Annotated in this window: 13 protein-coding genes; 6 read left to right on the top strand and 7 right to left on the bottom strand. The window is 68.7% G+C overall.

Annotation, left to right across the window (positions count from 1 at the left end):
• The first annotated feature begins 2 nt into the window (after nucleotides 1-2).
• On the top strand, nucleotides 3-878 hold the full coding sequence (locus ACOCEP_RS21005; RefSeq protein ID WP_482339483.1) for an SGNH/GDSL hydrolase family protein: 876 nt from the start codon (nucleotides 3-5) through the stop codon (nucleotides 876-878).
• A 60-nt stretch (nucleotides 879-938) separates the two neighbouring features.
• Here the strand turns inward: ACOCEP_RS21005 and ACOCEP_RS21000 are convergent, their stop codons facing one another.
• Entirely contained in the window at nucleotides 939-3,572 is a 2,634-nt protein-coding gene (locus tag ACOCEP_RS21000; RefSeq protein ID WP_482339481.1) for a valine--tRNA ligase, read from the bottom strand.
• A 107-nt stretch (nucleotides 3,573-3,679) separates the two neighbouring features.
• On the opposite strand from ACOCEP_RS21000, the gene ACOCEP_RS20995 reads away from it, so the two are divergent.
• Nucleotides 3,680-4,657 (top strand): hypothetical protein, encoded by a 978-nt coding sequence (locus tag ACOCEP_RS20995; protein ID WP_482339479.1) that lies wholly within the window; start codon nucleotides 3,680-3,682, stop codon nucleotides 4,655-4,657.
• A 30-nt stretch (nucleotides 4,658-4,687) separates the two neighbouring features.
• A complete protein-coding gene (locus tag ACOCEP_RS20990) occupies nucleotides 4,688-5,005 on the top strand; it encodes a hypothetical protein (RefSeq protein WP_482339477.1) in 318 nt (105 codons plus the stop codon).
• Between the two features lie 25 nt (nucleotides 5,006-5,030).
• Here the strand turns inward: ACOCEP_RS20990 and ACOCEP_RS20985 are convergent, their stop codons facing one another.
• A complete protein-coding gene (locus tag ACOCEP_RS20985) occupies nucleotides 5,031-5,411 on the bottom strand; it encodes a PIN domain-containing protein (protein WP_482339475.1) in 381 nt (126 codons plus the stop codon).
• A complete protein-coding gene (locus tag ACOCEP_RS20980) occupies nucleotides 5,408-5,656 on the bottom strand; it encodes a type II toxin-antitoxin system Phd/YefM family antitoxin (RefSeq protein WP_378439050.1) in 249 nt (82 codons plus the stop codon). The genes ACOCEP_RS20985 and ACOCEP_RS20980 overlap by 4 nt, the downstream gene beginning before the upstream one ends.
• A 90-nt stretch (nucleotides 5,657-5,746) precedes the next feature.
• On the opposite strand from ACOCEP_RS20980, the gene ACOCEP_RS20975 reads away from it, so the two are divergent.
• Nucleotides 5,747-8,059: an FdhF/YdeP family oxidoreductase gene (locus ACOCEP_RS20975; RefSeq protein WP_482339473.1), complete on the top strand. Its 2,313-nt coding sequence runs from the start codon at nucleotides 5,747-5,749 to the stop codon at nucleotides 8,057-8,059.
• Nucleotides 8,060-8,140: 81 nt separating this feature from the next.
• A complete protein-coding gene (locus tag ACOCEP_RS20970; RefSeq protein WP_482339471.1) occupies nucleotides 8,141-9,028 on the top strand; it encodes a hypothetical protein in 888 nt (295 codons plus the stop codon).
• A gap of 6 nt (nucleotides 9,029-9,034) precedes the next feature.
• Here the strand turns inward: ACOCEP_RS20970 and ACOCEP_RS20965 are convergent, their stop codons facing one another.
• The 4 genes from ACOCEP_RS20965 to ACOCEP_RS20950 are packed head-to-tail and all read right to left on the bottom strand — an operon-like array spanning nucleotide 9,035 to nucleotide 12,730.
• Nucleotides 9,035-10,438 (bottom strand): LCP family protein, encoded by a 1,404-nt coding sequence (locus tag ACOCEP_RS20965; protein ID WP_482339469.1) that lies wholly within the window; start codon nucleotides 10,436-10,438, stop codon nucleotides 9,035-9,037.
• A 48-nt stretch (nucleotides 10,439-10,486) separates the two neighbouring features.
• Nucleotides 10,487-11,230, bottom strand: a complete 744-nt coding sequence (locus ACOCEP_RS20960; protein ID WP_482339467.1) for an SDR family NAD(P)-dependent oxidoreductase — start codon at nucleotides 11,228-11,230, stop codon at nucleotides 10,487-10,489.
• Between the two features lie 13 nt (nucleotides 11,231-11,243).
• Nucleotides 11,244-11,372 (bottom strand): MFS transporter small subunit, encoded by a 129-nt coding sequence (locus tag ACOCEP_RS20955; protein ID WP_255355414.1) that lies wholly within the window; start codon nucleotides 11,370-11,372, stop codon nucleotides 11,244-11,246.
• The gene (locus tag ACOCEP_RS20950; RefSeq protein WP_482339465.1) at nucleotides 11,369-12,730 is read right to left on the bottom strand and encodes an L-lactate MFS transporter; all 1,362 of its coding nucleotides are present in this window, start codon (nucleotides 12,728-12,730) and stop codon (nucleotides 11,369-11,371) included. The genes ACOCEP_RS20955 and ACOCEP_RS20950 overlap by 4 nt, the downstream gene beginning before the upstream one ends.
• A 102-nt stretch (nucleotides 12,731-12,832) precedes the next feature.
• Between ACOCEP_RS20950 and fdhD the strand changes: the two genes are divergently transcribed.
• Nucleotides 12,833-13,663, top strand: coding sequence for a formate dehydrogenase accessory sulfurtransferase FdhD (fdhD, locus tag ACOCEP_RS20945; RefSeq protein ID WP_482339463.1), 831 nt, complete (start codon nucleotides 12,833-12,835; stop codon nucleotides 13,661-13,663).
• Nucleotides 13,664-13,684: the final 21 nt, after the last annotated feature.

The raw sequence follows: 13,684 nt of genomic DNA, 5'->3' as shown, positions 1-13,684 counted from the left end.
TCATGCGCTACAGACGCGTCCTGTTCGCGGCCGTCTCGACCGTCGTCCTGCTGATCGCCTCCGCCACGGCGGCCACCGCCACCACGCGGTCCTACCGGAATTACGTCGCGCTGGGTGATTCCTACACCTCCGGGCCGCTCATCCCGCTCCCCCGCCTCGACCCGCTCTTCTGCGGCAAGTCGACGCAGAACTACCCGTCGATGCTCGCCTCCGCCCTGCGGGTCCGTTCCTTCACCGACATCAGCTGCGGCGGCGCCGACACGACCAACATGACGCAACGGCAAAGCGTCACCCTCGGCAGCAACCCGCCCCAGTTCAGCGCTCTGCGCGCGAACACCGATCTGGTCACGGTCGGGATCGGCGGCAACGACTACGGCGTCTTCGGCACGCTCGTCGGCACCTGCCCGTCACTGCGCGCGAGCGATCCCACCGGAAACCCGTGCCAGGACAGGTTCACCGTCGGCGGGGTCGACACCATCAAGGCCAAGATCGCCGATACCGGCAAGAACGTCGAGAAGGTGCTGGCCGGAATCCACGCCCGCTCGCCGCGGGCCGACGTGCTCGTCATCGGCTACCCGCGGATCGCGCCGGAACGCGGCTACTGCCCGAAGATCCTGCCCTTCGCCGAAGGCGACTACGCCTGGCTCAACGACGTCGAGAAGGCGCTGAACTCGGCGATCGAGAAAGCCGTCGCCGCCGACGGCAAGGCGACCTTCGTGGACACCTTCGGACCGTCCGCCGGGCACGACGCCTGCGCGAAGAACGGGGCCGCCTGGATCAACGGGCAGCACACGAAGCTGCTCGCCGCGGCGGCTTATCACCCGTACCGCACGGGGATGGCGGGCGTGACCGGAGTGATCCTCCGTCACCTTCGCTGAAGGTCATGAAAGGGTCGTTCAAGACATATTTTGTCCTGAACGACCCTTTCATGACATTGGTCAGGAGGCGGGAAGGGCGGCCAGCCGGGCGTTGATGCGCTCGATGTCCGCGACCGCGGTCTCCTTACGGGCCCGGATCTTGCCGATCACCGGCTCCGGCGCCTTGTCGATGAAGGCCTGGTTGCCGAGCTTGGCCTCGGCCTGCGCCAGCTCCTTCTCCGCCGCGCCGAGATCCTTCTGCAGGCGCTTGCGCTCCGCGGCGACGTCGATCGTGCCGGACAGGTCCAGCTCGACGGTCACCACACCGGCCGACAGCCCGACCTCGAGCGACGCGCTCGGCGCGAAGCCCTCTTCGGGCTGGGTGAGCCGGACCAGCGAACGGATCGGCTCGTCGTGCCCGGTCAGCTCGGCGAACCCGTCGCCGGACAGCCGCGCGGCCACCTTCTGGCTGGGCTTGAGGCCCTGGTCCGCACGGAACCGGCGCACCTCGGTGACCAGTTTCTGCACGTCCGCGATCCGCTTGTCCGCCACGGCGTCGGCGTACGAGGCGTCGGCCACCGGCCACGGCGCGATCACCAGCGACTCGCGGCCGGTCAGCGCCGTCCACAGCTTCTCGGTGATGAACGGGATGAACGGGTGCAGCAGCTTCAGCACGGTGTCGAACACGTGCCCCAGCACCGCGCGCGTCGCCGTCACGCGGGCCTCGTCACCCTGGAAGACCTGGACCTTCGACAGCTCCAGGTACCAGTCGCACAGCTCGGTCCAGGTGAACTGGTAGAGCGTGTCGGTGGCCTTCGCGAACTGGTAGTCCGCCAGGTAGCCGGTGACCTCGTCGACGACGTTGCCGAGCCTGCCGAGGATCCAGCGGTCGGCCTCGGTGAGCTCGGCGGCCGGCGGCAGCGGGGCGTTGGCGTCCGCGCCGTTCATCATCGCGAACTTGGTGGCGTTCCAGAGCTTCGTGGTGAAGTTCCGGGAGCCCGCGACCCACTCCTCGCCGATCGGCACGTCGGTGCCCGGGTTCGCGCCCCGTGTGAGGGTGAAGCGCAGCGCGTCGGTGCCGTACTTGTCCATCCATTCGATGGGGTCGACGCCGTTGCCCGCGGTCTTCGACATCTTCTTGCCGAACTGGTCGCGCACCATGCCGTGCAGCGCGATGGTCTTGAACGGCGCCTCGCCGGTGGCGTAGAGGCCGAACATCATCATCCGCACGACCCAGAAGAACAGGATGTCGTAGCCGGTGACCAGCACCGACGTCGGATAGAACTTGTTCAGGTCGGGAGTCTTCTCCGGCCAGCCGAGGGTGGAGAACGGCCACAGGCCCGACGAGAACCAGGTGTCGAGGACGTCCGGGTCCTGGGTCCAGCCCTCACCCGAAGGCGGCTCCTCGTCCGGTCCGACGCAGACGACCTCGTCGTTCGGGCCGTACCAGACCGGGATGCGGTGGCCCCACCACAGCTGACGCGAGATGCACCAGTCGTGCAGGTTGTCGACCCAGTCGAAGTAGCGCTTCTCCATCTCCGCCGGGTGGACGTTCACGCGGCCGTCGCGCACCGCGTCACCGGCGGCCTTCGCGAGCGGGCCGACCTTGACGAACCACTGCAGCGAGAGCCGCGGCTCGATCGGCTCCTTCGAGCGCTCGGAGTGCCCGACGCTGTGCAGGTACGGGCGCTTCTCCGCGACGATGCGGCCCTGCTCGCGCAGCTTCTCCCGCACCGCGACGCGGGCCTCGAACCGGTCCATGCCGTCGAACTCGGTGCCGGTGCCGTCGATCCGGCCCTGCTCGTCCATGATCGTGATCATCGGCAGGTCGTGCCGCTGGCCGATCTCGAAGTCGTTCGGGTCGTGCGCGGGGGTCACCTTGACCGCGCCGGTACCGAACTCCGGGTCGACGTGCTTGTCCGCGACGATCGGGATCTTGCGCCCGGTCAGCGGCAGCTCGACCTCGGTGCCGATGAGGTGGGTGTAGCGCTCGTCGTCCGGGTGGACCGCGACGGCGGTGTCGCCGAGCATCGTCTCCATCCGGGTGGTGGCCACGACGATCGCGTTCTCGCCGTCGCCGTAGCGCATCGAGACGAGTTCGCCCTCGACCTCTTCGTGCTTCACCTCGGCGTCGGACAGCACCGACCGCAGCTCCGGCGACCAGTTGACCAGCCGCTCGGCGCGGTAGATCAGGCCGTCGTCGAAGAGCTTCTTGAAGATCGTGTTGACGGCCTTGGACAGGCCGTCGTCCATGGTGAACCGCTCACGGGTCCAGTCCACGCCCTCGCCGAGACGCTTCATCTGGGCGAGGATCTTGCCGCCGTGCTCGTTCTTCCACTGCCAGACGCGCTCCACGAAGGCCTCGCGGCCGAGCTCGCGGCGGCTGGTGCCCTCGGCGCGGAGCTGTTTCTCGACCAGGGCGTGGACCGCGATGCTCGCGTGGTCCATGCCCGGCAGGTACAGCGTCTCGTCACCGAGCATGCGGTGGTAGCGGGTGATGGCGTCGATCAGCGTGTGCTCGAACGCGTGCCCGATGTGCAGCGAACCGGTCACGTTCGGGGGCGGGATGACTACCGTGAACGGCGGCTTGTCCGACGTGGGGTCGGCCGTGAAGTAGCCGGCGTCTACCCAACGCTGGTAGAGCGAGGCTTCTTCGTCGGCCGGGTTCCAGGTACCCGGAAGGTCGGTCTGCTGCGGCTGGGCGTTCTCGGTCACAGTTGACAAGTCTACGAACCCTCTCCATCGAGTTCCTCACCGGCCGTAACGCCCGGCGTTCCCAGCCGATGAGGGGGTGTCGTGACGCACTGGGGAGGGGCGGGCTCTTGGAAGACCGGCGGTTGGAGCCGCATCCGGATCTGATGGATCCGGATTGGCGCGAGCACGCGGAAGTGGACGCCTGGCTCGGCGCGAAGAAAGACCTCAAGAGGCGGCGGAAGCAGGCGTCGCGCCGCGGTTTCCGGGTGTCCGGCGGTCCCGTCCTCGTCCTGGCGCTGATCGCGCTCGTGGTCGCGGCGGTCGTCGTGCACCGGGTACAGGGACGCGGCGTCAACGACGTCCCCGGCTTCGGGCAGCCACCGAAGGCCGCCCCGGTGTCCGGCGGGGTCGACCTGAACCGGCCCTACGACCGCACCCCCGCCGCGCTCTGGCGCGAAGGCATCGCGGGGATCGTCGTGCCGCCGGGGAATGCCGTCGGCGGCTTCACCGCCGAGGAGGTCGACGCGGCGTATCGGGCCGTGACGGAGGCCATCGCTGCGGCCAGGCTGGGTTCCCGGGCACTGCAGCACGCGGACGGCTCGGAACTGCTTCGCCTGCTCACGCCGAACGAACGCGTCCGGCTCGAACCGGCCCTCACCAGCCCGCTCACCGTCGAAAAAGGCAAGTACCTGACCCTCATCGGCCCGCACCGCCTGCTCCAGGTGAGCCCGCGCATGACCGGCTTCCTGACATCGAAAGCCGGCGAAAAGGGCGAACTTGTCGTTCACGCGAGTTACACGACCGCCTACGCCTTCGACGCGCATCCTGGCGAGGCCCGGTCGCCGTCGGACATCGTCCCGTTCGTCCGCGACGAGCAGGACTACGTGATCCGCAAGGCGCCACCGTTCGCCAAGGCCGACGCCGGGCTCAGCTTCGGCGAAGGCGCGGGTTATCACTCGAACATGGCGTGCGACGCGTTCAAGGCCGGCATCCTCGCACCCCAGTACGCTGACAAGAGCAAACCCATCGACGGTGCGCCCGCGGTCGACGAAGTGGACACCTACGACCCGACGAAACCCCTGCCATCGACGGGCAACTGCGGTTAGCCGACCGAAATCCTGGGGAAGAGGACCGAGATGGACGAAGAGGACCGGCGGATCGAGACCCATCCGGATCTGATGAACCCGGACTGGCAGAAACACGCCGAACGCGACGCCTGGCTGGGTGCGAAGAAGGAACTCAAGAAGAAGCGTCGTAAGCAGCAGAAGGCCGCCGCGAGCGGCTACTCCGCGCCAGGGACGAGCCGGTGGCCGGGCATCGCGGCGCTCGTCGGCCTGATCGTGCTGGTCGTGGCCGCGGTGACGGTGAACGCGGTGCAGGAACGCGGCGTCAACGAGACACCTTGGTTCCCGCTGGACGAATCGCAGATCACCCGGCTCGTCACCGACGCCTGACGCACCTCGTCGGGGCTGTGAGGAGTCAGACCGGGACTACTTCCACCAGATCCTCGATCCCGACGAGATCCTTGGCGTTGCGGGTGTACAGCCGGGCGTCGTGGGCGTGCGCGGTCGCGGCGATCAGGAGATCCATGGTCCGCGCACGCGGCTGACGTCCCACTTCGTCCACGGACACCGCGAGCAGCCCATAACTGGCGGCCACGGCGTCGTCGATCGGCAACGCATCGAAATCACGCTGAAGCGCGGTCAGCCGTCGCAATCGCTGGGCGCGCCGGACCGGATTCGCCGCCACCAGGACACCGAAATGCAACTCAGCGATGGTGGCGGAACTGATGGCCAGCTCCCCTTCGAGCGGTGGCAGATCGGTGGCGATGACGACGCTGGTGTCCAGGACGGCCCTCATGCGGTGGTCCAGGGATCACGGAAGGTCTGATCGATCAGGTCCCGATCGGCGTCCCAGTCCGGATCGGCGGGCCCGCGGAATATTTCAGCCACTTCGTCGTAGGACCGCCAGGCACGCCTGGACACCGGCACCAGCCGAGCACTGGGACGACCGGAGACGGTGATCGTCACCTCTTCCCCGGCTTCGGCCCGCCGCACCAGCTCTGAAGCCTGCTGTCGCAATTCTCGCAATCCGACAGAACCCATGAATCGATGGTAGCACATGTGCTACCATCGATGTCGCCGAACCGGCACCCCTCGGTCGCGCGCGGAAGCGTCAAGGCGCACGATGGGGTCATGACCCGCGAAGCACCCGCGAACGACGTTGACGAGACACAGCTCGAAGTCGGGAAACCGAAGAGCTGGGCGGCCGGGATCCCCGGGGTCGCCGTCTCCCTGATACGCGGCATGGAGCAGATGGGCGCCGCGCGCACGGTGAAGACGCTGCGCCTGCTGAACCAGCGCGACGGTTTCGACTGCCCCGGATGCGCCTGGCCGGAGCCGCGCGAGATCGACGGTGAGCACCGCAAGCTCGCGGAGTTCTGCGAAAACGGCGCGAAGGCCGTCGCCGAGGAGGCGACGAAGCGCCGCGTCGGCCGCGAGTTCTTCGCCGCGCACTCCATCCACGAGCTGGCGGACAAGACGGACTACTGGCTCGGCCAGCAGGGCCGCATCACCGAGCCGTTCGTGCTGCGCGAAGGGGCTTCGCACTACGAGCCGATCTCCTGGGACGACGCGTTCACGCTGGTCGCGGACGAGCTGCGGGCACTGAGCGACCCGAACGAGGCGATCTTCTACACCTCCGGCCGGACCAGCAACGAGGCCGCGTTCCTCTACCAGTTGCTCGTGCGTTCCTACGGCACCAACAACCTGCCCGACTGCTCGAACATGTGTCACGAGTCCTCCGGCGCGGCGCTCGCCGCCACGACCGGGATCGGCAAGGGGTCGGTGTCGCTCGCCGACATCCACAAGGCGGACCTGATCGTGGTGGTCGGCCAGAACCCGGGCACCAACCATCCGCGCATGCTGTCCGCGCTGGAGGAGGCCAAGGGCAACGGCGCGAAGATCATGGCGATCAACCCGCTGCCCGAAGCCGGCCTGATGCGGTTCAAGAACCCGCAGAACGTCCGCGGCGTGGTCGGCAAGGGCACCCCGCTGGCCGACGAGTTCGCGCAGATCCGGCTCGGCGGCGACCTCGCGCTGTTCCAGGCGATCGGCCATCTCCTGCTGCGGTGGGAGCAGGAGACCCCCGGCACGATCGTCGACCGCGCGTTCGTCGAGTCGGCCACCGAGGGGTTCGAGGATTACGCGAAGCATCTGCGCGAGATCGACTGGACCGAGGTCGGCGCCGCGACCGGGTTGCCGCGCGAGCAGATCGAGCGGCTGGCCCGGATGATCGCGACCTCGAAGCGGACCATCTACTGCTGGGCGATGGGCCTGACCCAGCACAAGCACGCGGTGCAGACGATCTCCGAGGTCGCGAACCTGGCGCTGGTACGCGGCATGATCGGCGAGCCGGGCGCGGGCCTGTGCCCGGTGCGCGGGCACTCCAACGTCCAGGGCGACCGGACGATGGGCATCTGGGAGAAGATGCCGGAGTCCTTCATGGACGGTCTCGACGCCGAGTTCGGCATCAAGGTGCCGCGCGACCACGGTTACGACACCGTCGCCGCGATCCGCGCGATGCGGGACGGAAAGGGCAAGGTCTTCTTCGCCGTCGGCGGCAATTTCGCTTCCGCGACACCGGACACGGAGCTGACCGAGAAGGCGCTCAAGTCGTGCTCGCTGACCGCGCACGTGTCCACGAAGCTCAACCGGTCGCACGTCGTCCCCGGCAAGACCGCGCTGATCCTGCCGACCCTCGGCCGCACCGAGCGCGACGTCCAGGCAGGCGGCGAGCAGTTCGTCACCGTCGAGGACTCGATGTCGCAGGTCCACACCTCACGCGGCAGGCTGGCCCCGGCCAGCGAGCATCTGCTGTCCGAGGTCGCGATCATCTGTCATCTCGCGGAGGCCCTGCTCGGTGCCGGGCACGCGGTGCCGTGGCGGGATTTCCACGCCGACTACGACCTCATCCGCGACCGGATCGCCCGCGTCGTCCCCGGCTGCCACGACTACAACGCCCGGGTCCGCGAGCCCGACGGCTTCGTCCTGCCGAACGCGCCGCGCGATTCGCGGCAGTTCAACGGGACCGCCAACGGCAAGGCGAACTTCACCGTCTCCGAACTCGAGTATCCGCAGGTACCCGAAGGCAGGCTGCTGTTGCAGACGATGCGCAGCCACGACCAGTACAACACCACGATCTACGGGCTTTCCGACCGTTACCGCGGCATCGAGGACGCTCGGCGCGTGGTGCTGGTGAACCCCGAGGACCTGGTTTCGCTCGGGCTCGCCGACGGCGCGATGGTCGACCTGGTCTCGGAATGGCGGGACGGCGACCGCCGGGCCCCGCGGTTCCGGGTGGTCTCCTATCCGACGGCGAAGGGCTGCGCGGCGGCGTACTTCCCTGAGGCGAACGCCTTGGTGCCGCTGGACGCGGTGGCGGACAAGTCGAACACCCCGGTGTCGAAGGCGGTCGTGGTGCGCTTGGAGCCGGCGACCGCACCTTAGGCTGCCCGGTCGGCGGTGTCGGGCGGGCTCGGCCGGGGTCCACCGTGAAGTGACCGACCCACTTCGCGGAAAGGCCTTGCCATGTCACGAAGATCGACTCTGCGTTGCTTCGCCGCCCTGGCCTCGCTCTTGCTCGTCGCGGTGCTGCCCGGCGCGGCCACCGCCGCTCCGGGCGCACCGCCGCCGCTGCCGTTCGTCTCCCAGCTCGACCTGTCCTGCTACCGGACCGAAGGCTACAAACCACCGCCGGTGGAGCTCACCCTCAAGCACCTCAACCCCGTGCTCGGCAATTTGCCGGTGGAGACGGTCAAGCTCGGTGAACGCCGGCAGCTCTGTGTGCCGGTCGCGAAGAACGGCGTGATCCCGCCGCCGGGCATCCTCGACTTCGTCCGCTGGGTGGATCTGTCGTGTTACCGGATCGAGGGCCGCGCGGTGGACTTCCCGCTGACGCTGAGCCATCTGAACCCCGTCGTGCAGAAGCTCGGCATCCAGGATTCGCACGTGACCATGTTGTCTCCGGAGCAGTTGTGCGTCCCGGTCGCGAAGAACGGGAAGCTGCCGCCGCCGGAGATCCTGTCGTTCGTGCGGCATATCGACCTCGAGTGCTACGCCCTGCGCGTCCTCGGCATTCCGACCATCCCGTTCCCGCTGACGCTGGGCCATCTCAACCCGGTGCTGGCCGACCGGCCGAAGGTGGACGTGAAGGCCGGCAACGCCCGGCAAGTGTGCGTCCCGGTGGCGAAACGCGGTGACGAGATCCCGCCGGAGGTGCTCGGCACCGTCCAGTGGCTGGATCTGGCGAAGGCGGACGTCAGCACTTCGCCGAGCGTCGTCGGTCCGGTCACGCTGAAGCTGACCCACCTGAACCCGGTGCTGGCCCACCTTCCCAGCGAGACGGCCGTCATCACCGAGCCGGTTCAGCTCGGCCTCCCGGTCGCCAAGAACGGCAAGATCCCGCCACGGGAGTGACGCGGGTCAGTCGATGCAGTCGGCGCCTTCGGCCGTGATCGGCGGTTCCGCGAGCGCGGCGGCCGCGCCCCCGCCCGCGGAGACGCCCGGTCCTTTGTAGACCTGGCCGAGCACGACCTCGACCTGGCCCGCCGCGATCGACTCGGCCTTCTGGAGATCCAGTCCGCCGAGCAGTTTCGCGATCTCCGCGGCGGGCCCGGCCGCGTCGCTGTACCGGACGACCGACGTCCGCCGCCCGGTCTCGGCCTTCGTGTCGCCTTTGCCGTATCCCTTCTCCGCCAAGAGATCCGAGACGCGGGCGGCGAGACCGTCCTTGCCGCTCGCGTTGACGACGTCGACCTTGGGCCCGGCGGGCGCCTGCGGGGTCGTGGGCTGGACCCCGATCAGGGAGGCGGCGAACGCGCGCACCTGGGCGGGATCCACCTGCACGGCGGTCCAGGTCGGATGCCGGGGGTCGTAGCGGTAGTCGGGGTTCACCACCGGGATCGTCTCGAACGCGATCCCGCCGCCGGACACCCCGCGCATCTGCCGCACGAAGTCGAGCAGGTCCCACGAACCGTCGAGCACCACCGAACGCTTCACCGCGTCGATCAGGTCGGACACGCGCGCCGGGTTGGCGAGGGTGCCGCCGGAGAGCACCTGCTTCGCCAGCCCCGCGAGGAACACCTGCTGGCGGCGGACGCGATCGAGGTCGCTGCGGGGAAGGTTCTTGCGCTGACGGACGAAAGCGAGCGCGTCGGCGCCCGCGATCGTCTGGCGCCCGGCGGGGAAGTCCGCGCCGGAATCGCGGTCCTTGGTGGCCTTCTTCAGGCAGACCTCGACGCCGCCGACGGCCTTACTGATCTCGTAGAAGCTCAGCAGGTTGACCTCGGCGAAGTGGTCGATCTTGACGCCGCTGAGCTCCTCGACGGCCTTCAAGGTCGCCTTGCGCGCCGCGGTGATCGCCTGTTTGTTGATCTCGGCCTTGTCGGTCTTGCCCGCCGCGCGCTGCTCGCTCGCCGAGGCGAACTTGGTCCGGCCGAAGATCTCGTTGATCTTGCTCTTGTCCTTCGTGCCTGGCTGCGCGACCCACGAGTCACGCGGGATCGAGAACGCCTTCACCGACTGCTGCCCGTTGGGGATGCGGAGCACGATGAGCGTGTCGGTCAGGTCGTCGCCGTTCGCCCCGGCCCGCAGCTCGCGCAGGATCTCGGGCGGGAGCGGCCGGTCCTGGTTGTCGGTCCGCGCGTCGCGCCCGACCAGCAGGATGTCCAGCGAACCGTCGGCGGGCTGCTCTCCCGGATCCGGCGCGTCGATCACGTCCTCGCGGGTGATGCCGTCGAGCGACTCCAGCGTCGTGTATCCGTACGCGGTCCCGCCGAACACCGCCACCGCGAGCGCGGCGACCAGGACCTTCCCCAGCTTGTGCACGTTCCATAGACGCGCGGAAAGCCGTCAGCGCTGCATCAGTGATCCAGTTCACATCCGCAGATGCGACGCGCCGTTCAGGTCGAGGATCGCCCCGGACGCCCACGCGGCCTCGCCGGAAGCCAGGTAGAGCACCGCGGCCGCGACCTCCTCCGGCGTGCCGACCCGGCCGAACGGACTCTCGCCGCTCGCGCCTTCGACCTTCGCCGCGACCCGGTCGGTGGCGGTGAAGCCGGGCGCGACCGAGGTCACCGCGATCCCGTGCGGGGCGAGGGCGACGGCGAGCGACTGCCCCAGCGAGTGCACCGCGGCCTTGCTCGCGCCGTACGCCGGGAACTCGGGCTCGCCCTTGAAGGCTCCCCGCGAACCGATGTTGACCACGCGGCCGGGCGCGCCGCGCTCGATCATGTGCCGCGCCACGCAGTAGGTCACGTTCGCGGTGCCGAGCACGTTGACGTCGAGCATCCGCCGCCAGACCCGCTGCCAGTCCTCATAGGACACTTCGGCGACGGGATGGGCCGCACCCGCGGAGGGCGCGAAGGCGGCGTTGTTCACGAGGACGTCCACACCGCCCACCAGTGCCTCGGCCTCGTCGGCGACCCGTTGGGCCACTTCGGGTTCCGAAAGGTCACCTTGGATCAGGCCGTGCCCGGAACCGGGCAGCTCGCCGAGGGTCCGCTCGGCTTCCTCCCGCTTCGAGGCGTAGTGGACGGCGACACGGTCGCCCTTTCCCGCGAAGGCGCGGGCGATCGCGCGGCCGATGCCGCGCGACGCCCCGGTGACCAGAACTCCCACGAGCCGACCTTACTCAGCCACCGAAGAGCTGGACCACCTTGCGGAACAGTTCGTACACGCCGTAGGCGAACGGGAGCGCGACCCACAGCCACGCGAAGACCATCAGCCCGGTACGACGGCGCTCGGGAGCCTGTTCGGTCATCGGGCTTCACTCCTCGCGGGCTCGCCGGACGACGCCGGCTCGTGGTACTTCGGGTTGACGGGGCGCACCAGTTCGTTGGCGACGAAACCGACCACCAGCAGGCCGATCATGATGAACAGCGACGTCGAGTAGAGGTCGGGGCCGACCTTGCCCGCCGCCTTCTGGCTGTCGGCGATGGCGTTGACGATGAGCGGCCCGAGCACACCGGCCATCGACCACGCGGTCAGCAGCCTGCCGTGGATGGCGCCCACCTGATAGGTGCCGAAGAGGTCCTTCAGGTACGCGGGAACGGTCGCGAAGCCGCCGCCGTAGAACGACAGGATCAGCATCGCGCACAGGACGAACACGAGCTTCGAGGCGTTGGTGGTCAGCGCGATCACCAGGTACAGCAGGGCGCCGACGCCGAGGTAGAGCCGGTAGATGTTCTTGCGCCCCACCAGGTCCGAAGTGGACGACCAGACGAACCGGCCGAGCATGTTGGTCAGCGAGAGCAACGCGACGAACCCGGCCGCGGCGGCGGTGCCGACCGGTGTGGAGGTCTCGCGGAAGAAGTCCGCGATCATCGGCGAGGCCTTCTCCAGGATGCCGATCCCCGCGGTCACGTTGAAGCACAGGACCACCCAGAGGAGCCAGAACTGCGGCGTCCTGATGGCGTTGCGCGCCGACACGTTCGCGGTGGTGATCATCGCGTTGCCGTGATCGGTCTTCGGTTCCCAGCCCTTCGGCTTCCAGTCGTCGGCGGGCACCCGCACCAGCAGGATGCCGAGGGTCATGAAGACCGCGTAGACCAGGCCGTGCACGAGGAAGGCCGTCGCGACGGTCCCGATCGACCACGGCGCCGCGCCCAGCATCTGGGAAGACCACGGGGAGGCGATCAGCGCGCCGCCGCCGAAGCCCATGATCGCGATGCCGGTGGCCATCCCCGGCCGGTCCGGGAACCATTTGATCAGCGTCGACACCGGCGAGATGTAGCCGATGCCGAGCCCGATGCCGCCGATCCCGCCCCAGCCGAGGACGACGAGCCAGTACTGCGACGTCGCCACGCCCAGCGCGGAGAGCAGGAAGCCCGAGCTGAAACAGACCATCGAGACGAACATCGCCCAGCGCGGGCCGTTGCGCTCGACCAGTGTCCCGCCGAACGCCGCCGACAGCCCGAGCATCACGATGCCGAGCTGGAACGGCAGCGCGCTCTCCGTGCCGCTGAGCCCGAGGGTCTTCTCCAGCGGCGGTTTGAAGACGCTCCACGCGTACGCCTGCCCGATCGACAGGTGGACGGCCAGCGCGGCGGGAGGCACCAGCCAGCGGCTCCAGCCCGGTGATGCGACGATGCGGGAACGGTCCAGGAAGCCGACAGCCATCCGGCGCCTCCGTACTCTGGGGATGTGCACTGGGAATGTATTACTTAATTCCCGACGTTGCAGTATCCGAGTGTCGAACAAACCGGTCAGAAGGGTGGACAAGTGGGCAGGGTGACGGTGCGACGTCCGGTGCGGAAGATCTCCGCGACCAAGGACGTGCGGCGGCCCGACGCGCTCGCGGCCGAAGAACCGCTGGAGATCCGCGTCGGCGGCAAGGCACTCGCGGTCACCATGCGGACACCCGGCAACGACGTCGAGCTCGCACACGGGTTCCTGTTGTCCGAAGGCGTGCTCGCCTCGCGTGAGGACGTCGCGGTCGCGCGGTACTGCGACGGCGTCGACGACCAGGGCCGCAACACCTACAACGTCCTGGACATCGCACTGGCTGAAGGGGTCGCCCCGCCGGAGACCGGTGTCGAGCGGAACTTCTACACCACGTCTTCGTGCGGCGTCTGCGGCAAGGCCGCGCTCGACGCGGTGAAGCTGAAAAGCCGGTTTTCGCCGGAGAAGTCCGAGTTCACGGTGAGCACCGACGTGCTGGCGAAGCTCCCGGACACGCTTCGCGCGCACCAGAAGGTGTTCTCCAGCACCGGTGGCCTGCACGCGGCCGCCCTGTTCGACGGCGATGGGAACCTCGCCGTCGTCCGCGAGGACGTCGGCAGGCACAACGCCGTCGACAAGGTGCTCGGCTGGGCGCTTCAGGAGGGCCGGATCCCCGCGGCGGACGCCGGGCTGCTGGTGTCCGGGCGTGCCTCGTTCGAACTGGTGCAGAAGGCCGCCATGGCCGGGATCGGCCTGCTGGCGGCGGTTTCCGCGCCGTCGTCGCTGGCCGCGGAACTGGCCGACGAGAACGGTATGACCCTCATCGGTTTCCTGCGCGGCGACAGCATGAACCTCTACAGCGGGGACCAGCGGGTGCTCGGCCTCGGCTGAGCGTGGCATGGTGCGAAAGCC

Source organism: Amycolatopsis sp. CA-211722 (assembly GCF_056828465.1).
Note: the sequence above shows the minus strand (reverse complement) of the source record. Positions and strands in the feature narration are given on the sequence as shown.

Coding starts and splice junctions, on each gene's coding strand:
- ACOCEP_RS20975 (WP_482339473.1), top strand. CDS start 5,747: ATGACCCGCGAAGCACCCGCGAACGACGTTGACGAGACACAGCTCGAA.
- ACOCEP_RS20950 (WP_482339465.1), bottom strand. CDS start 12,730: ATGGCTGTCGGCTTCCTGGACCGTTCCCGCATCGTCGCATCACCGGGC.
- ACOCEP_RS21005 (WP_482339483.1), top strand. CDS start 3: ATGCGCTACAGACGCGTCCTGTTCGCGGCCGTCTCGACCGTCGTCCTG.
- ACOCEP_RS20980 (WP_378439050.1), bottom strand. CDS start 5,656: ATGGGTTCTGTCGGATTGCGAGAATTGCGACAGCAGGCTTCAGAGCTG.
- ACOCEP_RS20970 (WP_482339471.1), top strand. CDS start 8,141: ATGTCACGAAGATCGACTCTGCGTTGCTTCGCCGCCCTGGCCTCGCTC.
- ACOCEP_RS20985 (WP_482339475.1), bottom strand. CDS start 5,411: ATGAGGGCCGTCCTGGACACCAGCGTCGTCATCGCCACCGATCTGCCA.
- ACOCEP_RS20990 (WP_482339477.1), top strand. CDS start 4,688: ATGGACGAAGAGGACCGGCGGATCGAGACCCATCCGGATCTGATGAAC.
- ACOCEP_RS20955 (WP_255355414.1), bottom strand. CDS start 11,372: ATGACCGAACAGGCTCCCGAGCGCCGTCGTACCGGGCTGATGGTCTTC.